We start from the raw sequence: 25,153 nt of genomic DNA, 5'->3' as shown, positions 1-25,153 counted from the left end.
CCGACCGCTTCATGGCGCGGGCAGATGATCATGCGGCAGCGGCAGCGTCAGGGCAAGGCGCGTGCCTTCGCCTTCGCGGCTCTCGATCTCCATCGCGTACTGCTCGCCAAAGCGCATCGACAGTCGCTGATGGACATTGCGCAGTCCGATGTGACCGCCGGTCAGCGGGGAGCCCTGCTCCGCCTCGGCGAGGCTGCGGCGCAGCTCCTCCAGCTTGGCGGGCGTCATGCCGACGCCGTCGTCCTCGACGATCAGGCGCCAGCGCGTCTCTTCCACATACGTGCAGATGAACAAGGTGCCGGATGTTTTTTTGGGCACGAGCCCGTGGAAGATCGCGTTCTCCGCGAGCGGCTGCAGGATGAACTTCGGCACGGTGCACGACAGCGTCAGCGGATCGATATCCAGATCGAGCGTGAAGCTGTCCGGGTAGCGATTCATCATCAGCACGGCATAATTCTCCAGGTGAAGCAGCTCCTCGCGCAACGCGACCGGCTGCGGGGAGGCGTCGAGACTGTACTGCAACTGATTCGTGAGCGAAGCGATCAACTCGTCGATCTTGCGCGTCTCTCCCTCCCGGGCAGCCATGCTGATCGTATTCAGCGTGTTGTACAGGAAGTGCGGATTGATCTGCGCCTGGAGCGCGCGGAAGGCGGACTGCTGCTTGCGCGCCTCGGTCCGCTTCAGCTCGCCGATCAGCTCCCGTATGCGCCGGGTCATGAGATTGAAGTAGCGGGCGAGCTGTCCGAGCTCGTCCTGACGATTGAGCTCGACGGCGATGTCGAAGTCGCCGCTGCCGACACGTTGCACCGATGAGGCAATCAAGCGAATCGGACGGGAGATGAAGGCCGAGATCAAGTAGGCGATGAGCAACGACAGCAGCACGGAGGCTGAGGCGAGAATGACCGCGAAGCGCGTGGACTGCTCCAGTGGGCGCAGCAGCTCGGTGCGGTCCATCACCCACACGAGCTGCCAGCCGAGCGGGTTGCCGTGGCTGCGGGTCAGGAAGATGTCCCGGCCGTCGCCATTGACCGTCTCCTGATCGTTCCAGAGCTGCGTGAAGACGTCCGGGGAGATGGACTGCAGCTCGAATCGCTTGTCGAACACGTCATAGTGGACGTACGGCTTGCGCCCGTAGATCGGCGTGAAGGCATTGTCCATCAGCAGCAGCTCGCCGCGTGCCATCGAGGCGTCATCGGGCAGCAGCCGCTCATACAGCTCCCCCAGGTCCAGATCGATCAGCAGCAGCTTCTCCTCGCCGCCTGCGTCCGGGATCGGCAGCGCCGCGCTGACGGTCTGACCGGAGACGAGCGAGGCGTACGGTCCGATCCATTGCACCCTGCGAGAGGGCGTCAACTCATGCAGCCGCTCCTGCAGATAGGCGTTGTCGGCCAGTGTCCAGTTGTAAGGCGACGTGCTCAGCAGGCTGGCGTTGTGCTCCAGGACGTGAATGTTGGTCACATTCGGGATGAAGTAGATCAGGTTATCGTTGAACCAGCGCCGAATCTCGGTATCGTCGCCGGCCGTGAATCGGCTATCGTGCACGATAGAGGTCATGAAGCTGCTGATGTATTGCAGATTCAGGCGCAAGTACTCGTCGGACTGGTGCACCATTTGCTTGGCGTATTCCTTTTGCGTGGTGAGCAGGGTGCGCGCCGAATGCGTTTGATACGAGTACCCGAGCAGCAGCACCAGCGTCTCCAGCAGTACGAAGGTGACCAGGAACACTTTGGGCGCGAGTCTCATTTTTTTGTGTAGCCTTGTCAGCGCATGCAGATTCATCGGTGCGTCTCCTTGCGGGAAGAACGTTTTCTTATATTATAAAGGATTTTGCGAGCGCCGGGCGCGAAGCAGCGGGATAATGCAACATTTCGTGCGATAACGTAAGAAAAGGCGGCGGTTTGTTGAAGCATTTCAGCGGATTGCGGATAGGAAGCGCCCGGCGGACTTCCTATAATGAGGGGAGATGGACGCCAGGGAGGAATCGACAACCGATGTTAACACGAATCATCAGCCCGTCGGGCCGCGTGGAAGCCCGGATTATGCTTGCCGGGGGCGAGCTCGCCTACGAAGTGGACTACCAGGGTCGACCCGCTGTCGAACGTTCCCCGCTCGGCTTGACGGCGGACGGCATTGCATTCGGCCGGGACGTGAAGTGCTGGCACGAAGCGCGCGGCGTGGTCCGCGACCGCTTCGCGGTGCGCGGCGGGCATGCCGAGGCGCAGCGGCACGGGCATACGCTCACGATCAGTCTCACGCACACCCATACCGGGCGAGCATTCACCCTGGAAGCGCGGGTATACGATGACGGCTTCGCATGGCGCTATGTGCTGCCTGCTGCTGAGCAAGGGGAGGCGGCAGCGCATATAACGGGCGAGGCGTCGAGCTGGACGCTGCCCGCAGAGGCGCAGGTGTGGCTGTTCGAGCGACCCAATGCGTGGAAGCTGAAGAGCTACGCCGGGGAGTGGATCAGCGCACCGGTCGAGCAGCTCCCCCTGCTCTCGCCCGAAGGACCGGTGCAGGGGACGCCGCTGGTGGCGAAGCTGCGGCAGGGGTATGCCGCGATCATGGAAGCTGCGCTATACGGCTATAGCGGGATGCGCCTGGAGGCGCTGGAGGGCCGGCGATTCCAGGCGCACTTCACGGAGGGCGAGGCGGGCTTCGAGATGGCGCTGCCCGGCACGACCCCGTGGCGGGTGACGCTGCTCGCCGAGGGGCTGGACGGCCTCGTCAACAGCGACCTGATCGCTGGTCTGAACCCGCCGCCCGATCCCGCCCTGTTCGCCAGGACGGACTACATCCGCCCCGGGCGGAGCGTCTGGCGCTGGTGGAGCCGGGGGACCGGCTCGCCGGAGGAGGAGCGCACGATGATCGACTATGCCCACCGCCTCGGCTTCGAATATACGACGATCGACGAAGGCTGGGAGCGGTGGCCGGAGCCGTGGGCGACGCTGGAGCGGCTGGCGACCGAGGCGGCGGCGCTTGGTGTAGGCATCTTCGTCTGGAAGCGGTCGAGCGAGCTGGACGATCTGACTGATGATCGACGCGCGCTGCGCGAGTTCCTGGATCGGGTCCGCGCTGCCGGTGCGGCGGGCGTGAAGATTGACTTCATCGACCGCGAGTCGAAGGATGCGATCGATTTCGAGATCGCCGCGCTGCGGCTCGCGGCCGAGCGGCAGCTGATGATCAACTTCCACGGCATATCCAAGCCGACCGGCGAAGCGCGCACCTATCCCAACGAGATGACCCGCGAGGGCATCCGCGGCCTGGAGCTCAATAAGATGAAGGAAGGGCCGATCCCGGCCTGGCACAATGCGGCGCTGCCGTTCACGCGCTTCCTGGCCGGGCACGGCGACTACACGCCGACGGGCTTCTCGAATCCTGGAGCGACCACATACGGCCATCAGCTGGCGACGTGGATCGCCTTCACCTCGCCGATCCAGGTACTCGCCGAATACCCGGCGCTGCTGCTGGAGGATGAGGTGTTCGCACCGGCGCTGGCGATCATCCGCGACGCGCCGAGCGTGTGGGACGAGACGCGGGTGCTGGAGCCGAGCGAGATCGGCCGGCTGGCGCTGCTCGCTCGGCGCACCGGCGAGCGCTGGTACGTCGCAGGCCTGCACGGCGACACGGCAGGGCCGCTGTCGTTGGAGCTGGATCTGGTCTTCGTCGGGTCGGGGGCGCTTGATGTGGAGCTGGTCTGCAGCCCGCAGCCGCGCAGACTGGGGCGACAGATGCTGCGGCTTGCGCCCGGCGAGCGTACGCTGCGCCTGCAGCTCGGCGCGGCGGACGGCTTCGTCGCCGTCGTGAAGCCAGCGAAGGAGGAAGGGCGATGAGTGTGCAACTTACGAATGAGGACAAGCAGCAGTGGCGCGTCGAGGACCGGAGCGACGCGGTGACGATCCGATCGCCCCGCTTCCGCATGCGCATCGAGAAGCGCGGCTTCCGCTACAGCTTCGAGGACGGCGAGGGGCGCCCGCTGGCGGGAGCGCACCCGGTCAGCGGGCTGCGGCTCAGCACGCCGAATGGCAGCGCGCTGCACGACGTGGAGTCCACGACGGTCAGCGCCGTGACGGCAGAGGAGGTGCGCTTGCAGATCGTGAGCACCGCGGGCACGCGCGCCGAGGTGCGGATCACGCTGGCCGACGGGGACCGTGCGACGCGCGCGGCAAGCGGCAGTCCGAGTAGCGACGCGGGCGGCGTGCGGCTGGCGGTCGTTCCGGCGCCGCCCGCCCGCTATGTCATCGAGGCGCGTACGGCTGCGCTTGCGCCGGCGCCGGCTTATGGCCTGGGCGACTATGGCTCGCATATCGACGAAGTGGAGAGCGAGGATGCGCCCGCACAGGGCAAGCTGGACATTCCGGCGCGCGACGGCGCGGAGGTGACCGGTCTGGTGCGACGCGACATGGTGAACCAAGGGACGAACATGCGCTTCGTGAGCACCTTCGCGGTGTTCCCGTCGCTCGGCTTCGCGCAGGTGCTGTTCGAGGAAGGCGGCAAGCGCGTGGCCATCACGCAGCATGACAATGCGCTGGGCGCGTCAGGCGTGCAGGCGCTGGACGGGCTGTATTACTTCGTCGGTACGATGCCCGGCATCTATGCGGCGTACAAGCAAGCCCGCGAGCGTGAAGGCTACCGCGATAAGCAGCCGAGGTACGAGATGTTCAAGGTCGGCTGGGAGGCCTACGGCTCGCTCGGCTGGGGCGCCTACCAGGCGGCGGTGGAGGAAGCGCTGACCCAGTATGCCGAGCGCGGGTACGAGCTGGCCTGGGGCGTGGTCGGCTCGGGCTATTGGCGGGGCGACCGCAAGCGGCCGGAGCAGGGCACGACGACGAGCTTCGGCCTCTGGGACGACGCGCGCGAGGAAGGGCGCACGGACGGCCTGCCCAATCCGCGCTTCCCCGATCCGGACGGACTGAAGCGCTTCTTCCGCGCGCGCGGCATCAAGCTGCTGCTCGGCATCCGCAACCACTTCAAGGCGGAGGCGGCCGACGGCGGCCATCATCACGTGCCCTACAACGGCCCGTTCCTGCACGAGGCGCAGGCGCGCGATTATCTGCTGCGTGGCCGGGACGGGGAGCCGGTAGCGATCACCAATGCCGAATTTCCGAAGGGGACGCTGTATGTGCTGGACGGGGGCAACCCGGAGGCGGTGCGGTGGTACCTGGATCAGGCGGCGACGTGGGGGGCCGACGGCTTCAAGGAAGATGCGATGGTGTATACGAAGCATTATGCCGACGGCAACTGGAATGCGATCAACGAAGGGTGGATGGACGAAGGCCGGCTCGTGATCGTGCGCAATACCGCATACGCCGTGCCCGGCGACGTGCTGCGGATCAACGACACGTACTACGGCCTCGGCGAAGGCTATCACTTCGACCAGGACCGGGTGCCGATCAATCTGCTCAACTACGCGGCCAGCGGCGCGGCCAATCTGTACCCCGACATCACCGGCGGCACGCCCAAGACCGACCCGCTGCTGCCCAGCTACCGGCGCTACTTCGTGCGCAATGCGATGTTCAACGCGCTCATGCCGGCGATGTCGCTCGGGCGGCGGCCGTGGGAGATGCAGCATCCCGAGTCCGAGCGGATCGTCAAGAAGGCCGCCGATTGGCATAATCGGCACGCGCCGTATATCTACAGCGCGGTGCTGGACAGTCATCGGACCGGCTATCCCCACGCGGTGACGCCGCTACATATTGCGTATGCGGACGACCCGGCGACCTATGGCCTGATCAACCGCCATACGCGGCAATACGAATGGATGCTGGGGCCGTCGTTGCTGGCGACGCCGGTGTTCGGCAACGACTTCGACACGGCGATGTCGCGCGATGTCTATCTGCCGGCTGGTCGCTGGATCGATTACGAAACGGGGGAGCACTTCGCGGGCCCGGTCACGTTGATCGACTATCCGCTGCCGCCGGACAAGGTGCCGGTCTTCGTCGGCGGCCCAGGCGTCATTGTCTGCCGCGAGGGCGGCGACGCGGTGCTCGTCGCGGAGGTGTATCCGGTCGCCGCACGGGGAGCGGTCTACGTCTTCACGCATCCGGACGGAGTGGCGGTCTCCACGGTTCGCATCGACCACGACGATTGGACGGCGGAGGATCTGGCCGTATATGAAGTCACGGCCGAGCACGAGAACACAGCTGCGCGCGGGGACACGACCGAGCCCGAAGACACGGGGGAGCACGAGGGCCTGGGCGACCACGAGGATACGGCCGAGCCCATGGGCACGGCCGCGCGCATTGCGGCGCATACGCGCGATGCGCGGACGGGCGCGTACCGCTTCACGCTGGAGCCGGGCCGGCACTACCGGCTTGCGCCAGAGGGGCGCAGGTAGAGTCGCGCAGCCGGATATAAATGGCGGTGCGGTGGTGTGCAGCAATGTATGGCGAAGTGGCGATGCAGTGCGGATTGGCCTCGTCTGGCCCGATACACAATCGGGTCCAGGCGGGGCTTTCTGCTGTCATGCCCCGGCGGTCTCGGCTGATGTATCGGTTCTCATGGACATCACGGCCTCTTAGAAGACAAAATACATCGTGACAGAACCATGGATAAAATGATAATGCGCATGATAAAATAGACCTCAAGTCACACGGATATGATTAGAGGTGAAGGTATGAAAATAAGGGCAATGACTGAACGTGCCAAAGCCGATAAAGCACAATGGATTGCGATCAAGAGCACCGCCAATGCGGCAAGCTTGCCTGTAGCCATGTATCAGGTGCCGGGTGAACATAAGTTGGACGGTTACGCAGCCCGATGAGCGATAGTATGAGCCTAACCTTATTAACTACCAAGCTGCACATCCCGCCAGCCCGACCCAACGCGGTTCTCCGTTCACATTTGTTCAGGCGCCTGAACGAGGGACAGTATAGAAAATTGACCTTAATCTCCGCTCCTGCGGGATATGGAAAAACAACACTGGCAAGCGAATGGCTGGCCCAAAGCAAGCGCCTGACCGCATGGTTATCGCTGGATGAAGGGGACAACGATCCTATACGCTTTCTCCTTCATCTTATCGAGGCCATCAAGAGAGTTGTGAAGGTTAGCGACCACGGGATATGGGAAGCCTTGCCGCCTCAGCAGCCGCTGCCGATGACCTATATCCTTACTGCTCTCATCAATGAACTCGCATTAACTACAGATCCTTTCATTCTCGTTCTTGACGACTATCACGTCATTGAATCGCAATCTATACATAACACGCTTTCTTTTCTAATCGATCATCAGCCATTACAGCTGCGCTTGATCATCATGACTCGTGGAGAGCCGACACTGCCCATCGCCAGATTACGAGCAAAAAACGAGCTGATGGAACTGCGTGGACGTGACCTGCGGTTTACCCGGAGTGAATCGACATTGTTTTTCCATCAGACGATGGGACTCCAATTGTCATCTGCAGAGGTGTCTTCCCTGGAGGCGCGCACGGAAGGATGGATTGCCGGACTGCAGCTAGCGGCTGTCTCCATGCAGGGCTATTCGGATCCGGCCCAATTTATCTCGTCCTTTACAGGCAGCCACCGTTTCGTGTTGGACTATTTGATGGAGGAAGTGCTGAAGCAGCAGCCCGATAAAGTGCAGACCTTTTTGGTTCAAACCTCCATATTAGAACGCTTTTGCGCTCCCCTTTGCGATGCGATGCTGCAGAGTGATGGAGAAGGGCATGATATCCTGGCGCATCTCGAACGATCCAATCTTTTCATCGTTCCGTTGGATAACGAACGGCAATGGTATCGATATCATCATCTTTTTACGGATATGCTGCGTCAGCGCTTAGACCATGTAAACAAGGATACGGGCGATGATAGGGAAGCTCTTCACAGGAGGGCTAGCCACTGGTTTGAGGAGAATGGGCTGGAGATCGAAGCGTTTCAGCACGCTGCAGCGGCTCAAGACGTGGACCGGGCGGCAGCATTAATCGAAGGACAAGGCATGCCTTTACATTTTCGCGGGGCGGCCAAGACGGTCTTGGACTGGTTACAGCGCCAGGAGGAGTCTACGCTCGATGAGCGGCCATCGCTCTGGGTGAGCTATGCTTCTGCACTGTTGATGCTCAGTCAACTGGACGGCATCGAGCAGAAACTGTCCGCTGCAGAAGCCGCCATGTCACATATCGAACCCCGTGAGGCGGATCGTGATCTGATCGGACATATCGCATCGATCAGGGCTACGCTCGGAGTGATCCGGCATGATGCGGATACGATTATGACGCAATCCCGCATCGCTCTTGAGCATCTGCATCCACTTAACCTGCCTGTGCGCGCTGCAACAACCTGGACACTAGGCGTCGCCTGCCAGCTGCAGGGGGATCGCGCGGCTGCAAGGAGAGCATATAGTGAAGCCATCTCAATCAGCCAAAGCATCGGACACCACATGATTACGCTGATGGCATCGCTGGGTCTAGGCGAGATACAGGCGTCCGACAATCAATTGAGCCAGGCCGCGCAAACCTATCAGCAAGTCCTCCAACTTGCTGGTGAACCGCCATTGCCGGTTGCTTGTGACGCCTACTTGGGTATGGCTAGGATCGCGTATGAACGGAACGACCTGGATGCTGCAGAACAGCATATCCAACGGAGTATGCGGTTAGCCAAGCAGATCGACAATACGGACAGACTGGTGGACAGCGAATGCTTTGCTGCAAAGTTGAAGCTCGCAAGACACGATGTCACAGCGGCGGAAGCTTTGCTGACCAAAGTCCGCCATGAGATGCCAGCTCATCCCTATAACCGTCTGCAGGGCGAGTTGATTCATCAGGAGCTGATGATTGCTCTTCATCGTGACAACTTTGGGGAAATGGTCACGCACATGGTTACAAGCGGATACCCAATGCTGCAGGCAAGAATCCACATCATTCAAGGAAACGGTAGAGCGGCTATTGCGATGCTAGGCACCTTGCATGATCAAGCGAGAGCGAAGCAGTGGAAAAACGTCGAGCTTAAGCTGCTGATCCTACAAGCATTGGCTTTTCAAGCCCTTGGCAATATGGAGAGGGCGCTGCAACGATTGAATGAGGCTTTGGTAAAGGCGAAAACGGAAGGCTTCGTTCGTCTGTTTGTCGAGGAAGGAAAGTCCATGCTTGATCTGTTGACTGCAGCGGCTGCCCGTCGCATGCAGCCTGAATATACCGAGTTTTTGCTCACCCACATGCAACACGAACAAAAGCTCCTCGATTTCGCTGCTCAAGGCGTCACGAACCGGATCGCCCCTCTCGTCGAGTCGCTTAGCGAGCGTGAGTTGGAGATTCTGAATTTGATCGCCCAGGGCTGCTCCAATCAAGAGATTAGCGAACGGCTTTTTCTTGCTTTAAGTACAGTGAAGGGGTATAACCGCAACATCTTCGACAAATTACAGGTAAAAAGGCGAACCGAAGCGATCGCCCGCGCCAGAGAGCTTGGGATCATCTAAACATACTTTAGTATCTACAAGGTCATCCTTGCGGCTAATATACTATACTCATCATGGTCGGCCGAGAGGAAGGGAAAACAATGAAAACGTACAGAATGACTGCAGCAATCGTAGGTATACGCTATGTTGGCGAAGTGATCCTGGCTGTCGTGCTGATCGTTAAAGGAATAAAAGTTGACGGAAGCGAGCGGAGAGGAGCAAAGCATAACGTATGATAATCGTCGTGCTAGGTGCCAATGGAGCCACGGGTCGGCTAGTGGTCAGGGAATTGATGAGTCGCAGCATTCCAACAAGGATTCTTATCCGAAAAACGGCTGCTCTTGATTCGGATATTGAGAAAAGTCCATATGTTGAAATCGTGAGAGGAAGTATTAGCGAGCTTGGTCGATCCGAGCTATGCGATCTGCTAAGGGATTGTACCGTGGTGATCTCTTGTCTCGGGCACACACCTACGCTAAAGGGAATATTCGGAAAGCCCCGTCATTTGGTTACCGATGCAGTTCAGGGCATATGCGAAACTGTAAAGAGATCCGATCGCAAACTGAAACTCGTCCTGATGAGTACTACGGGCTATACGAATCGCTCGATAGGAGAGTCTCATCCCTTGGGGGAGCGGATGATCTTCTCTGCATTGAGCGTGCTCCTGCCCCCGCAACGTGACAATGTCATGGCAGCCGATTACTTGGTTAACGTATTGGGACAAGGAAATGAGGCGATCCGTTGGGTTGTCGTAAGACCGGACACGTTAGTCAATCAGGATGAAGCAAGCCCTTATGAAATAACTAGCTCCCCTGTCAGAAGCCCTTTGTTTAATTCTGGAAAAACAAGCCGAAGAAATGTAGGGCATTTCATTACGGAGCTTGCCACAGATCCAATGCTTTGGGGGAGCTGGGAGGGTAAGACACCGGTGATTTATAATAAATAAAAAGCTTGTGGTGATATCCGCGCGGACGGTGACCCGAATCAGAGTGAACTGCAACGCGCCCCATTCAGGGTAACCATGCAAGGCGATCCTTGCGAATAACAGCCTTCGCTTCTGCAAAAGATAGGATTGGCACACCTATCCAATTGCCAGAAGGAGATGCAGCATGACAATGGAAGCGGACAGCCGCAGCCTTGCGGGCGAAGCCCCGATCGCTGCAGAGCTCGCAAGCAACCAAAAGGCAATGACCGAGGCCTTTTCGAATAGTGCGGATCTGATCGTCCAGCGGTGGCGCTTTGGCGCGCTTCCCGGGCAGGAGGTGCTTGCGGTTTATTTGGACACGCTGGTCGATTCGAAGCTGATCGCCCGGCTGCAAGAGCAGGAGGCCTTCCAGCACTTGCTGCTTCATCGCATCGCGGAGTACGAGGACCGGGACGAAGTGGAGCGGGCGCCTTCCCGACCAATGCCTGATGAGGCCCCCCTTTGGCAAGCCGGGACAATCGTAGGCACGATCCGCGCTTCGGTCGGAGCGGTGCTGGACGGCAAGACGGTCATTTTCCTGCAGCATCAGACGCGAGCGTTTACGTTTGATACGATGGATGTCGAGCAGCGGCATACCTCGGAGCCGATTACCGAGCCGAGTGTGCAGGGGCCGCAGAGGAGTATGATTGAGGATCTGGAGCGCAACATCGGCATGTTGCGCAACTTGTTGAAATCGCCAAGGCTCAGGTTCGACTACCGAATCGCGGGTAAAGAAAGCCGCAGGAAAATCGCGTTCGGCTATTTGGAAGGCGCGGTGCAGCCTGACATTTTGGAGGCCTTCCTGTGCCGAGTCAAGGGGATCGAACAGGAAGAAATCGTAGACACGTCTTATCTCGAAGCATGCGTCGGCGGCGACCGGACCACGCCCTTCCCGCAAGTCCGGTATACGGAACGGCCGGATACGGCAGTGCTCGCGTTGCTGGACGGTAAAATCATCGCGCTCGTCCACGGCAGTCCGACGGTCTTGATTTGCCCGGTACATTTTTTGGAATTTTTCACATCAAGCGAGGACTACTACTGCCGTCCCGTATTCTCCTCCTTGATTCGAATGCTGCGCATGGCCGGATTTTTAATCGCGTTTATGCTGCCCAGTTCCTATATCGCCTTGTCCGCCTTTCATTCCGAGCTAGTCCCGACCGTGCTGCTGCTCGCGATCCTGAAGTCTCGAGAAGGGATTCCGTTCCCGGCGTTGCTGGAGGCGCTCATTATGGAGTTTTTTTTCGAGCTGCTGCGCGAGGCAGGGCTGCGTCTGCCGCGTCCGGTCGGCTCGGCCGTCAGCATTGTCGGGGCGCTCGTGATTGGCCAAGCTGCGATTCAGTCGCAGATCGCCTCCCCGGTGATGGTGATCGTAGTTGCCTTGACCGGCATTGCTTCTTTTGCGTTCCCTCAGTACAACATGGCGATAGCGGTTCGGCTGCTGCGATTCCCACTGATGCTGCTGGCCGCCACCTTTGGCGGGCTGGGCATCATGACCGGACTGCTGCTTGTTTACCTTCATCTTTCTTCGTTGCGATCTCTCGGCCAGCCGTATCTCTCCCCGCTGGCACCACTTCAATCGGGCCGATTGCGGCGTATGTTTTTGAGCATCGCCGGGCCAAGGCAGGCCAAGGCCTCGTCCGCTCCCAAGGGCGGGAGGGGGGGCAGATGAGAATCACGTGCATTTTTCTGCTTGCCATGCTGGGCATGAGCGCGATGACGGGTTGCTGGGACAATAACGAGCCGGATACTTTCGGCTACGTTCAAGCAGTGGCAATTGACGGATTGGGGGAGGGCCGGGTCAAGGTGACGACCCATTTCTACAATCCATCGAGCCCGATGGGCAGCATGGAGGAGGCCGATGCGTCACAGCAGGGCCTCAACATTCAGACGAGCGGAGACACGATTTTTGAAGCCGTTCGCGACATTCCGTTGTATTTTGGACGCAAGGCCAAGTGGGACCATATGCGGGTCATCCTGGTCAGCGAAGAGCTCCTGCGCCGCCAGAATATCGGCGAAATATTCGATTACTTCTCGCGGGATCACGAGCCGCGCGGCACTGTCATCCCGATCGTCACGCAAGGGGAAGCGGCACCTTATCTGCAGATCAAGCCCTTCATTGAACAGACCATTGGTCAACAATTCAAAAAAATGACGAAAAACGGGGCGGAATATGCCTCGAAAACGTCAAAAATCCCGCTATACGACTTGGCTATTCAGATGAAAAGCGCCTCCAGGGTATCCGAGCTCCCGTATATTCAACCGCTCGGCAAGCGGGCGGTCGTTGCCGGTACGGCGATGCTGCGGAGTGGAAAGTTGACTACGGTGCTCGGCGGCAAGGACACGGAAGGGCTGTTGATGCTGACTAACCGGTATAAGAGGGGGAGTATCGAATTTCCTTGCACCGAAAACGCCGTCACCGCGGATCAGCTTCAACGTCAGGAATCGTTCGAGGTGCAGGAATACAAGGCCAAGGTTACGCCGTATCTGCAAGAAGATCGGGTAGTCGTCAAGGTCGATATTCGGCTAAGGGGCAGTGTCGGCGAGCTGCGCTGTTCTTCGTTGCGCGCGCTGCAGGAGGTCGACGCTTATCAAGCATCAATCGCGGATCAGATCAAACAACGGCTTCAAACGGTGGTGGGAATGTTACAGCGTGAACGGCTGGACAGCCTCGGCATCGGCAATCGCATCTACCGCAGGCATCCTGCGCTATGGAGTAAATGGGAGGACGACTGGGAACGACGCTTTGCCGAAGCCGAGTTCGAGATTGCGGTACATGTCGATGTACTGGATACCGGCCTAAATATAGGATTTCCATTCGGCCAAGAGGAGGAGAAGGAGCGATGAGCGAAAGGCTCGGGTGTCTGCTGCTCATTGCGGTTTTGATCGCTTGGGCGGATGCAAGCCGGTTCAAAAAGTCTGATCGCAGGGGGCGCCGCTTGTATCTGATGTTATGGGGACCTGCGATTTATCTCGGCTGGCTGTTCGTTACGGAATTGTCCGGGCCGAATGTCGATACGGTTTTTGGCTGGTTTACGCCTGCCGCACAGCGTATTGTACACTGGTTTGAAGGGGGGGCGAAAGGATGAAGCAGACCGAATCGGTCGGTTCGTTGCAAATGGCGGTACTGTTCCTGTTCTTCTTGACGGGCTCGTCCATTGTCATCATTCCGTCGCCCCTGACCAGTGTGGCTGGGAGCGGAGCGTGGCTCTCGCTGCTGCTGGCGCTGCTGCTGGGCATGGCTATGCTGGCTGTCCTGCTTTATGTGCATCGTGCCGGAGGCGGCAGACCGTTTATTGCCTATACCCGATCAGCGCTAGGCGGCCCGTTGACCTGGTTTGTTATGGCGCCTTTCGCACTGCTCCTTTTTTGGAACGTGGCGGGAATTGTCATCGAAATCGGTTTTTTTTTCAAAAGCACGATGTTGAAGGAAACGCCGACCTACGCGGTCAACGGCATGCTCTTTTTGATTATTGCCCTCACGGTTCGCGCCGGTCTCGAGACGATGGCCCGCATGGCCGCGCTGCTTCTTCTGCTCATGTTCGGCTTTGTCGCGCTCATTCTCGTCCTCGTCAGCGGTTTGTATCGCATCGAATTCTTGCTTCCGATCTTACCGGAAGGCATTAAGCCAATTTTGCACGGAGCCTATATCGCCTACGGGTTTCCGTATGCGGAGCTATTCATTTTTGCTGTGTTACTGCCGCATGTCAGAGCCAGGGAGGCCGGACGCATCAGCAGACATCTCTACATCGCTCTGGCTGTGAATGGGTTGACATTCGTGTGCGCGATCCTTGGCAGCTTGATGGTGCTCGGCCCGCTTACCGGCGAGTTGAAGTATTCTTTGTACCAGTTGGCCAGGCTAATTTACATCCGGGAGATCGTGGAACGTATCGAGTTGGTCATCGGCTTTTCGCTCATTGTCGGTTTTTACTTCAAAACCGCCATCGCGCTGCTCATTCTAATCAAGCTGCTCGCCGCATTGCTGCGGCTGCAGGATGAGCAGTTGCTCACCTTTCCGGTCGCGTTGATTTGCTTTTTGCTATCGTTGACTACATATACGACCGAGAGTGCCACGGAACAGATCGTGAACGTCACATGGCCGCTCCTGACTACTCTCGCCTATGCGGCTCCGGTTGTCCTGCTCGCGGTGGTCTTGGGATTTAAGGCGATGGCGGACACGTCGTGAGGAATAATCCGGCGCTCCTGTGGAAGTTCGAATGGACACAGGCGACGCTTAGCGGGCATCCTGGCCGATAGCCCGACTCTAATGGACATCACGGCCTTTCAAAGCCAAAATGGCGCCGCGTCATTATTTGCCCGCTCGTCCCAGCAGCTTCACCTGCTCCAGCCACCTGGCGCGCCGCGTGTCCGAGGAGCCCCGGACCGGGCCGAGGCTGGTGATCCGGACCGGCTTGATCCCGCAGAAGCCCAAAATATTACGCTTCATGACGATATGTCCTGCCTGCTTGTAGAAGAGTCGATTGTACCAGCCCGGGGTGTCCATCGTCACGATGAGCCGGGCCGATTTACCTTGCAATAGTTTGTCCCAGAGTACGGAGTCGGTGCGGTACTTGTAAGCGAAGCCGGGCAAAAACACGCGGTCAATGAAGCCCTTGAGCTGGGCCGGCATCGCGCCCCACCAGATCGGATAGACCCACACCAGATGGTCGGCCCGGCGGATCTGCTCCTGCGCGGCCACGAGATCCGGCTCCAGCTCCATGCGGCTCGCGTAGCCGTGGCGCAGATTCGGATCGAATTTCAGCTCGTGCAGCTCCAGCCGTTGCACATTGGCACCGCCGGCGCGCGCGCCGGCGGCATAAGCGTCGGCCAGCGCGGCGCAGTAGCTTTGCGCGTAGGGGTGGCCGTTGACGATGAGCATGTTTTGAGGCATGTCGGGGATTCCTCCTTTTTTGTGTACCTTCGAATATGTCCGTCAGGCGTGTCCGTCAGGCGCGGTATGCGGATTCGTCTGGTATAATAAAGCAAGCGCCATTCGGACTAGATCTTAGTGTACCGTGCTGCGGGCATGACGGGAATGCTGAAATGCGCAGTCGAATTGCGAATTGGCGCAAAGGGGAGAGCATGGTGAAACGAGAAGGCATCGCGCTGACGATGGTCGCGCCTATTTTAAAAACAATCGTCCGCAAGGGGCATGACGCGGCGGCCTTCTGCCGTTATGCCGGCTTTGAGGAGGAGCGGCTGCGGCAACGGGACGGGAGAATGAGCTGGGAGGCCTTTGAAGCGCTGACGCTCGCGGCAATCGCCTATACCGGGGACGCGCATTTCGGATTGCATCAGGGCGAGACGATGGAGTTCGCAGATCTGGGGATGCTCGGCTATGTCATGATGCATTCGGATACGATCGAGCACGCGCTGTCCGCCTATCGGCGTTACAACAACGTCGTATGGAGCGGCTTCGCGATCGATTGGAGCGTGCAGGGCGATCGGACGACACTGCGCCTGGAGGCTGGGGGCCGGAGGCAACTGGCCCGGCATTGCGCCGAGGACATGGCGTGCTCGCTGTACAGGCTGATCGGGCAGCTGGCCAATCGGATCATCGAGCTGGACGAGGTCGCATTCGCCCATGCGGCGCCCGACAATGTGGAGCCGCATGTCCGAATATTCGGACGGATGCCGGTATTCGGTGCGCCTGCGCACGAGCTGCAATTCCACACGAGTCTGCTGCGGGCGCCGGTCCTGTACGCGGATGAGAAGCTGCTCGAGGTATTCCGCGACATGGTGAAGACGTCGGAGCAGCCCGCGCAGCCGTTGCAGGCCCTGGATTCGCGGCAGCAGCCCGCGCAGTCGTTGCAGGCTCTGGATTCGCGGCAGCATGCTGCGCAGTCGTCGCCGTCCCCGGAGCCGCGGCAGCAGTCCTCGCCCGAAGCGACGTTGGCGGAGCAGGTCGCGCAGTGGCTGCGGGGGCAGCTCCCCGTCTCGTATCCGACGCTGCAGCAGACGGCCGAGGCGTTCGGGCTCCGGCCGCGTACGCTTCAGCACCGGCTGAGCCGCTCGGGTACTTCTTTCCATGAGCTGGCCTCCCGCATTCGCACCGAGCTGGCTGTCGACTATTTGCGGCGCGGCCAGCATTCAATCGGCGAGATTGCCTACGCGCTGCATTTTTCCGAGCCGAGCGCCTTCCAGTACGCCTTCAAAAAATGGACCGGCCTGACCCCGGGCCAATACCGCGCGGCAAAAAAGGTATAACTATTCCGTCACCTTCCGATATAATAAGGAGATGCATCCGGCGACGGAAATACGAGGCCGAAGGTTGTGAAGACGATTCAAAGGGAAGCGCATGAACGGGCGATCTATCTCGCCGGAACGTTACAAAAGCAAGCGGGGCAGGCTGCAGACTGGACGCCGGGCGACGAGACGATGCGGATGCGACCGGTCGGCAATCGCACGTATGTGCTGCGCCTGTCGCTCGCGGCGGGACGCTATGAATACAAGGCCACGGCCGGCGCGAGCTGGCACGAGAATTACGGCGCAGGCGGCGAGAAGAACGGCGCCAACCTGGCGTTGACGCTGCAAGCGCGAACGGAGGTGGCGTTTGTCTTCGTAGACGCGATGCGGCGCAAGCAGCTGATCGCCTGGCACGCCGGCGAGTCGCCGGCGGCGCTGGAGGGTGCGGGCTGGGCGGTGCTCGACGCGCTTTTTGCCTACGATGGCGACGATCTGGGCGCGGTGTATGCGGGCGGCTCCGCGACGCTCAAGCTGTGGGCGCCGACGGCGACGGCGGCGACGGCGGTCTTTTACGACCGGGCGAACCCGGAGCGCCGCATCGGCGCGCTGCCGATGCGACGAGTCGATCGCGGGGTATGGACGGCAGAGGCGGCGCCGGAAGCGCTCGGAACGGAAGACCTGCGCGGCTACTATTACCAATACGAGGTGTTGCACGGGCGGCAGATGCGCCGCGTGCTCGATCCGTATGCGAAGTCGATGGCGCCGTTTCGCACCAGTCCGTCGGGCGTGCCGCTCGGCCGGGACAAGGACGCGGCCGGCAAGGCGGCGATCGTCGAGCTGGCCGGCACCGACCCGGAGGGGGGACTGGGCTGGTCGCAGATTGACGGCTATGAGAGCCGGGAGGACGCGGTGATCTATGAGGTGCATGTGCGCGACTTCACGTCCGATCCGGCGATCGAGGGCGAGCTCGGCGCCAGATGGGGCACCTTCGGCGCATTCGCGGAGCGGCTGGACTACATCCGCAGCCTCGGCGTCACCCACGTCCAACTGCTGCCGGTGATGGCCTGGTACTATGGCGACGAGACGGAGATGGGCGAGCGCGAGCTCGAATACGCGGTCGCGGGCAACCGATACAATTGGGGCTACGACCCGCACGGCTACTTCGCGCCCGACGGCGCTTACAGCGCAGATCCCGGCGACCCCGAGCTGCGCATCCGCGAGCTCAAGGCGCTGATCGCCGCGATCCACGAGGCGGGCATGGGCGTCATCCTCGATGTCGTCTATACGCATATGGCGCGGCATCAGCTGCTGAGCGACATCGTGCCGGACTATTACTTCTATCAGACCGAGCAGGGCAAGCTGCTCGGCGGCTTCGGCAACAACCTGGCGACCAATCACCGGATGGCCGAGAAGCTGATGCTCGACTCGGTCGCGTACTGGTTCCGCGAATACAAGATCGACGGCATGCGCTGGGACATGATGGGCGATGCTACATACCCGGCGCTGCAGCGCGCCTATGACGTCGCGGCGAGCCTGCACCCGCAGCCGCTGTTCATCGGCGAGGGCTGGCGGACGTTCTCCGGCGATCTGGCCGAGCCCGAGCTCGCCGGGCTGGCAGCGGATCAGGATTGGATGGACAAGACGGACGCGGTCGGCGTATTCGCCGACGAGCTGCGCGACGAGCTCAAGGCCGGCTTCGGCAGCGAGGGCGAGCCGCGCTTCCTGACCGGCGGACCGCGCAGCGTCGACACGCTGCTGCGCAATCTGAAGGCGCAGCCGTACAATACGCCCGCCGATGCGCCGGGCGACATGGTGCATTACATCGAGGCGCATGACAATCTGACGCTGCACGACGTGATCGCCCTGACGCTGCACCTGGACCCGGACGACCCGGCCGGCGCGCGCGAGATCCAGCGCCGCATCCGGCTCGGTCAGGTGCTGCTCTTCACGAGCCAGGGCACGGCATTCCTGCATGCGGGTCAGGAGTACGGCCGGACCAAGCGCTGGCGCGGGGCCGGGCGGCCGCCTGCGCACACGCACCGGCTGCACAATCGGCAGGGCCGCACGCTCGGGTACTTCGTGCACAATTCCTACAATGCCTCCGACGCGGTCAACCGCTTCGAGTGGGACCGGGCGACGGATGCGAGCGCCTATCCGGAATGCGCGCGCACCCTCGCTTACACGCGCGGCCTGATCCGGCTGCGCCGCGCTTCGCCGGTCTTCCGCCTGCGCAGCCGAGCCGAGGTCGACCGGTGCGTGACGCGGCTCGTCGCCCCGGAGATCGGCGAGGAGGACCTGCTGATCGCCTATCGCTGCGAGGCGCCGCCTGGGTCCGCCGTGCCGAATCACACCGAATCGCCGGTGCTGCCTGCCTGCTATTATGTCTTCGTCAATGCCGATACCCGCACGCGCACGGTCTCGCTGGAGACGGACTTGACGCGCGGCGAGGTGCTCGTCGACGCGGGGACGGCGGGCACGGACGCGATTGTCCGGCCATCCGGATTGGTGCTGACGCCGCGTGCCGTCACGCTCGATGCGCTGAGCGCAGTCGTCATTCGCGTGAGCTGAGTGCGACCGTCGTCTGCATGCGCGGACGGCGCGATTCCCATGTGCGGACAGCGGCTGCAATTCCCATTCGCTGATGCGGCGAATTTTAACCGCGCTGCCGGGTATGCTAGCCGCTGCCGCAAAGCACCGAATGGTTTAATCAATGGTTTGGAATGAGAGAGGAGCCGCACAACATGAAATGGAAAAAAAAGCTGCGCCAAAACATTCCGCTGATGGTGATGTTCGCCCCCTTCCTGCTGTAGTTTCTTTTGTTCAAGTACGGCGCGATGTTCGGGCTGGTTTCAAGCAATACAGTCTGGCCGGCGGACCTTTCTCGCGTTCAAGTTTTTTCACGTCATCAATACGTTCGGGGCAGTCTGGCTGCTCAATCTGGTCAGCGTGTTCAACATGCTGGTGATGCGCACCTTCTTTCAGAACATCCCCGAGGAAGTGGTCGAATCGGCGCGGATCGACGGCTGCAAGGAATGGCGGCTGGTCGCGAAAATCGTGCTGCCGCTCTCCTTGCGGCGTGACCTTCCGCAAAAATCCGACCAATCCGGTATTTCGACCGACCGGCGCATGGAACAACGGCCGCAGCAGATCGGCTGCGCGGTCAGCGACGACGGCATCCGCTGGTCGCGGCTGTTCCAGGAGCCGTTCCTGCCCAATGGGGTGCGGGCAGCTGGAACGAAGCGGAGTCGGGCCATCCGTTCGTGTTCACGGACGACGACGGGCAGACGTGTCTGTTCTACCAGGGCAACAACGATAAGGGCAAAACGTGGTACCTCTCGCACGTCAAGCTGCGTTGGCAAGACGGCAAACCGCACATCATCTGATTTTTATTCCTTCCTTCCACCTGAGGTGGAGGGAAGGTTTTTTGCTGCGATGCGCCGGTACGCGGAGGGGGACTGGCCCGTTACGCGCTTGAAGAGGCGGGAGAAGTAGTAATCGTCGTCGATCCCGACGCACCGTCCGATCTCGCTCACCGGGAGGGCGGTCGTGCGCAGCAGCGTGCAGGCCTTGTCGATCCGCAGTGCGATCAGATGCGCTTTGGGCGAGCGCCCGCAGACCGTCTTGAACAGCTTGGCGAAATAGGTGCGTTCCAAGCCGACGTAGGCTGCGACCTCGCGCACCGACACCGGCTCGGAATAATGGAACGCCATGTAGCGCAGCGCCTCGCGCGCATAGGTCTCGGCCGGCTTGGCGGTCGCCGCGGTGCCCGGCTGCGCGTCCCGGTAGGCGCGCTCCAGCTCCGCCAGCGCCAGGTATAGCCGGCCCCGCACCTCGGTCTCATAGCCGTACGGCCGTTCCGAGACGGCGGCGATCATGCCGGTGACGCAGGACGAGAGCATCCGGCCGTCCCGCAGCCGCAGTGTCGGGCGATCCCGGCCAAGTCCGGCTCGCTCCAGCAGCCCGGCAGCGCCGCTGCCATCGAACGCGAACCAGCAAAAAGACCAGGGATCGTCACGCTCCGTCCAGTAATAGACGACCTCGCCGGGGTAAATGACAAACAGCTCGCCCGCCTCCAGCGGGTATTCGGCATCGCCAATCTTGTAATGTCCCCTGCCTTTCTCCACATAGTGCAGCAGGTAGCAGTCCCGGACATTCGGCCCGAGTGAAAAATCGGGCGCGCAGTCCTCATAGCCGCAGTAGAACAGATCCGCCTCTGCTGCGGCATCCGGTGCGTGATTGCATTCAATTCGCAATCCCTCCCCCCCTCTCGGACATTCACTTGCAATACAGGCCTAGTGTAGAGTTCACCACACAAAAATGCAAGTTCATCACCCAAAGTTGCATTCCGAAGATCAGACACGCTCCGTATAATAAAAGACACGCGGAAGCTTCCCGGAATGCCGAAACCACAAAAGTCAGGGTGATGAACATGAAAATTATGGTCTATGAGGGACCGAAGCGCATCAAAATCGCAAACGAGCCGAGCCGGGCCGTCGGCCCGGAGGAAGTGCGGGTGCGGACGCTGTACAGCGGCATCAGCCACGGCACGGAAATGCAGGTATACCGCGGTCAGGCGCCATTCTTCAGGCGCCGCAAAAATCCTCGAACCGGCCTGTTCGAGGAAGGCGGGGAGGCAGCGATCTGGACCTACCCGATCCGCAGCAGCGAGCCGGGGGTCTGGTACATGGGCTACGCGTGCGTCGGCGAGGTCGTCGAAACGGGCGCGGACGCGAATGCGCTGCGCAGGGGCGATCTCGTCTACGTGAACGCGCCGCATCAGAGCGAGGTCGTGTGTGCGGCCTCCGCGGCAATCAAGCTGCCAGAAGCTGTGAATCCGGAGCGTGCGGTGCTGCTGACGAATCTGCTGACCGCCTTCAACAGCGTGCTCGATTCCCGGATCAAGCTGGGCGATACGGTCGTCGTCTCCGGACTCGGGGTGATGGGCCAGCTCATCCTGCGGCTCGTCAAGCGCTCGGGCGCCGGGCAGACGATCGGCGTCGATGTCATTCCCGCCCGGCTGGAAGCGGCCAAGGCCGGCGGGGCCGACCATGTCTTCAATGCGGCCGGAGAGGGAGATGTCGCCCTGGAGGTGCGCGGACTGACGGACAACCGCGGCGCCGATCTGGTGCTGGAGGCGTCGGGCAGCCAGCGCGCGCTGCAGCAGGCCATCCGGATCGCGGGCTACGATACGACGGTGACGACGGTCGGCTGGTACCCCGGCCAATGCGAGGCGCTGAATCTGTCGGAGGAGTACCATCACAATCGGGTCGCCCTTCGTTCCTCGCATACGGGGGGCACCGATCCGGCGATCGCGGGCATGTGGACACAGGCGCGCAAGACGCAGGCTTGCCTCGAGCTGCTCGGCGAGCTGCCGCTCGAGGCGCTGATCACGCATCGGGTGCCGTATGGCGAGATCGCCGATGCGTATGCGCAGATCGATACGCGTCCGGACGCGGTCATTCAGGTGGTGCTGACGTACGATTGACGTGGCCAGGCACTTGGCATATTGCTCCGCCGGACCGTATACTGAGACGATAGACGTATGCGGATGCGAGGTGAAGCAAGGTGGAGTGGAAGGAGCATGTATTCATCTGGTCGGAGGCGGACGTGCGTCTGCTCGACGTCCGGCATGGCCATGCGGATGCGGCGGACGTCCCGCTGCAGCGCTATCGCCTGCCGGCAAGCGCATTTATTCTGCTCGTGCGGGGCTCCGGCAGGCTGGCTCTGGACGGCATCGAGCATGCGGTGCGCCGCTTCCACGTGCTGCACGGCGGCAAGGGTGCTCTGGTTGAGATCACACACGCCGAGCAGCGGCTCGAGTATTACTTGATCTTGTACAAAGCAGCGCTGGTGCCGCCATACGGCCGCGGCCTGGATCGCTTGCTGGAGGGCGGGGATCCGTTCAAGCTGGCGTACGGCCTGTCGCCGCCGGAGCCGCTGACCCTGCATGCGACCGCCCTGCAGATGCACCGCTGCTGGCAGTTGGAGAGCCGGCTCGGCCGGCTGCAGGCGAAGGGGGCGCTGTACCAGTTCGTCGGCGAGCTGATCCGGCAGCTCGATGCCGCGTCCGCGGCGGCCGGGGGAGATGTGGTCGCCCAGGCGATGCAGTGGATCCAGCTGCGCTACGCCGACGAGCTGAGCGTCGAGGCGCTGGCGGAGGCGCTCGGCTGCAGCACGAGCTATCTGAGCCGCGCCTTCCGCAAGCGGCTCGGGATGAGCACGCTCGATTATGTGACTCATGTGCGGATGTCTCACGCCACTCGGCTCCTGCGCAGTACGGACGCCTCGCTGCGCGAGATCGCCGCCGAGGTGGGCTACCGCGACGAATATTATTTCAGCCGCGTGTTCAAGAAGCATGCGCTGGTATCGCCGCTGCAATTCAGGCAGGGCGAGACCCTTCCGAGCGGCAAGGTTCAGATATATCCATCGGTTGGTTCGGATCGATCCATTGTACCCCGAGGTGATAATCATTATCATTTACATGAGAATGAGAATCGTCAAGCAGAGGAAGGGGAATGGGAAGTGGGACGAATGTACAAGCCGTCCACCATGGCGGCGATGCTGCTGGGCATGTCGCTGCTGTTCGCGGCGTGCGGCGCACCGGCCGGCAACACGGCCGCGCCGGCGAACGAGACGCCGAGCGGCAACAGCGCCGCAACGGGCAATGAGGGGGCGACCAGCGGCAACGCTGCGTCGCGGCAAGGACAGCAGCCGAGCAACGGGGGAGCGCATGCGGAGCAGCCGCAGACGCGCCAGGTTCAGCATCTGATGGGCACGACGGACATTCCGGCGCAGCCTCAGCGAATCATGGTGGCAGGGCTGGAGGATATCGCGCTCGCGCTGGAGGTGCCGCTGGCGCAGGCAAGCGTGCCGACGGGTCACTACTTGTATGAGACGCTGGAGGGACAGGGCGTGGAGATCATCGCGGATGTCGGCGATACGCTCAATTACGAGGCGATCCTGCAGGGCAGCCCCGAACTGATCATTGCGTCCGATCTGGCGGTATACGAGCAGGATATCTACGATCAGCTCAGCAAGATCGCGCCGACGATCGTCTATGCACGCGGCGATTGGCGGAGCTCAATTGTCGAGCTGGGAGAAGCGCTTGGCCGCCAGGAGCAGGCGCAGCGGGTCGTGCAGCAGTATGCGGACAAGCTGGGGCAGGCGAGCGCGGCGATCAAACAAGCCGGTAATAGCGGGAGCACGGTCGCCGCGATTCGCCCGTCGATCAAGGAGGTGCAGGTCTTCTATCCCTGGTTCGTATACACAGAGCTGCTCTACAGCGAGCTCGGACTGGAGGTATCGCCTGCTATCGCGGCGCGGATGGAGGACGCCGAGGAAGGGACATGGGGCGAGATCGCGGCACTGGAGACATTCCCCGAACTGACTGCGGACCATCTGTTCGTCGTGGTCGGCTCCTCCTACTCGACGGCCGAGCAGTACGAGGAGGAACTGCGCGGGATGGCCGAGGTGGAGGAACTGGAGATCTGGAAGCGGCACCCGGCGGTGAAGCAAGAGCAGGTATACATGGTGTCGGCACGCCACTGGATGCTCAACGGTCCGACTGCCGATGCGATGAAGATCGACGATGTGGTACGGGCGCTCACGGGCGCGCAATAACTGCAAGTCCTATTTTGCCGGGCGGCGGCGCTCATGAGTATTGCGAGCCGCCGCCCGGCTGCCGTTCCATGGAGCATGGCGGACAGCCAGCAGCATCTGCACGAGCGGCGACGGGCATGCCCCCGTTGCCGGTTGCCGGCTCAGCGCGGTTCCCGGCGCCGCGCCTTTGCGTAGGCGGACGGCGACATGCCGGTGGCGCGGCGGAACATCTTGTAGAAGTACGAGGTGTCGTAATACCCCAGGTGTTCGCTGATCGCCTTGACCGGCAGGTCGGTGTGCTGCAGCAGCTCCATCGCGGTCGAGATGCGCAGCGACTGCATATACGCCTGCGGCGTCTGACCAGTGACCTCCTTGAACACGGTAAGGGTATAATTGGGGGAGCGGTCAATCAATCGGGCGAGCTCGCCCAGCGTTACCGCCCGCCGGAAGTGGGTCAGGATATGCTGCTCGAGCTTGCGGACGGCGCTGAGCTTGCGCAGCGGTACGGGCGGCGTCAGCAGCTCGCGGCCGAGCGTGGCGAGCAGCTCCGTCAGGATGCCGCTCCGGATCGTCTCGTAGTAGGGACGGCGTTCGATGGAATGGCGGTGCAGCAGCTGCATTTTTTCCTTGAAATAATCGAAGCTCCGGGTACGTCGCACGATCGGCGCAGCCGCGCCAAAAAAGGGCAGTTCGTCCAGCGAGCCGCCAAATAGCACGGTGTACTTCTGGTGCGTGCCGTCCGCATCGTTGCGCGCCTCGCGCCGCGTGCCCCGCGGAATGAACAGCAGATCGCCCTTGTTCGCCGGCACCGCCTTGCCGTCCAGCCGATAATGGACCTTGCCTTCGGTGACCAGAGCGATGATATGCGTGTCCACCTGACGCGCAAGATTATACCAATCCGGGATATGGTCGTCCAAGTGGCTGCTGTAGATTTCGAGCACCCTCTACGCCTCCCTCATTCAATGTGAGTCTATACCGGAATCGTAACATACTACCTCCATCGTTGCGAGTGTAAGCGGT

Annotated in this window: 18 protein-coding genes and 1 pseudogene; 15 read left to right on the top strand and 4 right to left on the bottom strand. The window is 61.2% G+C overall.

Translation table 11 applies throughout. The features are described 5' to 3' along the window. Nucleotides 1-9 precede the first annotated feature (9 nt). Nucleotides 10-1,779 (bottom strand): cache domain-containing sensor histidine kinase, encoded by a 1,770-nt coding sequence (locus IDH44_RS20580; protein WP_190920700.1) that lies wholly within the window; start codon nt 1,777-1,779, stop codon nt 10-12. Nucleotides 1,780-1,991: 212 nt separating this feature from the next. Between IDH44_RS20580 and IDH44_RS20575 the strand changes: the two genes are divergently transcribed. The 9 genes from IDH44_RS20575 to IDH44_RS20535 all read left to right on the top strand — a co-directional run bounded on the left by IDH44_RS20575 (nt 1,992) and on the right by IDH44_RS20535 (nt 14,534). Then, nucleotides 1,992-3,833 (top strand): glycoside hydrolase family 97 protein, encoded by a 1,842-nt coding sequence (locus tag IDH44_RS20575; protein ID WP_190920699.1) that lies wholly within the window; start codon nt 1,992-1,994, stop codon nt 3,831-3,833. Then, complete coding sequence (locus tag IDH44_RS20570; RefSeq protein ID WP_190920698.1) at nt 3,830-6,337, top strand: TIM-barrel domain-containing protein; 2,508 nt, start codon at nt 3,830-3,832, stop codon at nt 6,335-6,337. Before IDH44_RS20575 ends, IDH44_RS20570 begins: the two co-directional genes overlap by 4 nt. 279 nt (nt 6,338-6,616) lie before the next feature. Then, on the top strand, nt 6,617-6,763 hold the full coding sequence (locus tag IDH44_RS20565; protein ID WP_190920697.1) for a hypothetical protein: 147 nt from the start codon (nt 6,617-6,619) through the stop codon (nt 6,761-6,763). A gap of 8 nt (nt 6,764-6,771) precedes the next feature. Further along, nucleotides 6,772-9,408, top strand: a complete 2,637-nt coding sequence (locus IDH44_RS20560; RefSeq protein ID WP_190920696.1) for a LuxR C-terminal-related transcriptional regulator — start codon at nt 6,772-6,774, stop codon at nt 9,406-9,408. A gap of 211 nt (nt 9,409-9,619) precedes the next feature. After that, on the top strand, nt 9,620-10,333 hold the full coding sequence (locus IDH44_RS20555) for an NAD(P)-binding oxidoreductase (protein ID WP_190920695.1): 714 nt from the start codon (nt 9,620-9,622) through the stop codon (nt 10,331-10,333). A gap of 163 nt (nt 10,334-10,496) precedes the next feature. Continuing rightward, nucleotides 10,497-12,020 carry a spore germination protein gene (locus IDH44_RS20550; RefSeq protein WP_223869880.1) on the top strand — a complete coding sequence of 508 codons (1,524 nt, stop codon included), beginning with the start codon at nt 10,497-10,499 and terminating at the stop codon, nt 12,018-12,020. Further along, on the top strand, nt 12,017-13,195 hold the full coding sequence (locus IDH44_RS20545) for a Ger(x)C family spore germination protein (protein WP_190920694.1): 1,179 nt from the start codon (nt 12,017-12,019) through the stop codon (nt 13,193-13,195). Before IDH44_RS20550 ends, IDH44_RS20545 begins: the two co-directional genes overlap by 4 nt. After that, entirely contained in the window at nt 13,192-13,437 is a 246-nt protein-coding gene (locus IDH44_RS20540; RefSeq protein ID WP_190920693.1) for a hypothetical protein, read from the top strand. The genes IDH44_RS20545 and IDH44_RS20540 overlap by 4 nt, the downstream gene beginning before the upstream one ends. Beyond that, a complete protein-coding gene (locus tag IDH44_RS20535; RefSeq protein ID WP_190920692.1) occupies nt 13,434-14,534 on the top strand; it encodes a GerAB/ArcD/ProY family transporter in 1,101 nt (366 codons plus the stop codon). The genes IDH44_RS20540 and IDH44_RS20535 overlap by 4 nt, the downstream gene beginning before the upstream one ends. A 123-nt stretch (nt 14,535-14,657) precedes the next feature. Here the strand turns inward: IDH44_RS20535 and IDH44_RS20530 are convergent, their stop codons facing one another. Beyond that, nucleotides 14,658-15,239 (bottom strand): NAD(P)H-dependent oxidoreductase, encoded by a 582-nt coding sequence (locus IDH44_RS20530; protein ID WP_190920691.1) that lies wholly within the window; start codon nt 15,237-15,239, stop codon nt 14,658-14,660. Nucleotides 15,240-15,430: 191 nt separating this feature from the next. Here IDH44_RS20530 and IDH44_RS20525 point away from each other — a divergent pair, with 191 nt between their 5' ends. The 4 genes and pseudogenes from IDH44_RS20525 to IDH44_RS27245 all read left to right on the top strand — a co-directional run bounded on the left by IDH44_RS20525 (nt 15,431) and on the right by IDH44_RS27245 (nt 19,917). Continuing rightward, nucleotides 15,431-16,555, top strand: coding sequence for an AraC family transcriptional regulator (locus tag IDH44_RS20525; protein WP_190920690.1), 1,125 nt, complete (start codon nt 15,431-15,433; stop codon nt 16,553-16,555). Between the two features lie 66 nt (nt 16,556-16,621). Next, nucleotides 16,622-19,102: a pullulanase X25 domain-containing protein gene (locus IDH44_RS20520; protein ID WP_317890225.1), complete on the top strand. Its 2,481-nt coding sequence runs from the start codon at nt 16,622-16,624 to the stop codon at nt 19,100-19,102. 378 nt (nt 19,103-19,480) lie between these two features. Further along, nucleotides 19,481-19,549, top strand: a pseudogene (locus IDH44_RS27250) (hypothetical protein); the annotation flags it as partial. Nucleotides 19,550-19,794: 245 nt separating this feature from the next. Then, nucleotides 19,795-19,917: a hypothetical protein gene (locus IDH44_RS27245; protein WP_317890226.1), complete on the top strand. Its 123-nt coding sequence runs from the start codon at nt 19,795-19,797 to the stop codon at nt 19,915-19,917. A 3-nt stretch (nt 19,918-19,920) separates the two neighbouring features. Here IDH44_RS27245 and IDH44_RS20510 read toward each other — a convergent pair whose 3' ends face one another. Continuing rightward, nucleotides 19,921-20,787 (bottom strand): AraC family transcriptional regulator, encoded by an 867-nt coding sequence (locus IDH44_RS20510; protein ID WP_190920689.1) that lies wholly within the window; start codon nt 20,785-20,787, stop codon nt 19,921-19,923. Between the two features lie 176 nt (nt 20,788-20,963). On the opposite strand from IDH44_RS20510, the gene IDH44_RS20505 reads away from it, so the two are divergent. Further along, a complete protein-coding gene (locus IDH44_RS20505) occupies nt 20,964-22,019 on the top strand; it encodes a zinc-dependent alcohol dehydrogenase (protein WP_223869879.1) in 1,056 nt (351 codons plus the stop codon). Between the two features lie 80 nt (nt 22,020-22,099). Continuing rightward, nucleotides 22,100-24,154 carry an AraC family transcriptional regulator gene (locus tag IDH44_RS20500; RefSeq protein ID WP_190920688.1) on the top strand — a complete coding sequence of 685 codons (2,055 nt, stop codon included), beginning with the start codon at nt 22,100-22,102 and terminating at the stop codon, nt 24,152-24,154. Between the two features lie 140 nt (nt 24,155-24,294). Here the strand turns inward: IDH44_RS20500 and IDH44_RS20495 are convergent, their stop codons facing one another. After that, nucleotides 24,295-25,074, bottom strand: a complete 780-nt coding sequence (locus IDH44_RS20495) for an AraC family transcriptional regulator (protein WP_190920687.1) — start codon at nt 25,072-25,074, stop codon at nt 24,295-24,297. Nucleotides 25,075-25,153: the final 79 nt, after the last annotated feature.

This window comes from Paenibacillus sabuli (genome assembly GCF_014705605.1).
Taxonomy (GTDB): Bacteria; Bacillota; Bacilli; order Paenibacillales; family Paenibacillaceae; genus Paenibacillus_D; species Paenibacillus_D sabuli.
This window is presented reverse-complemented; position numbering and strand designations above follow the sequence as displayed.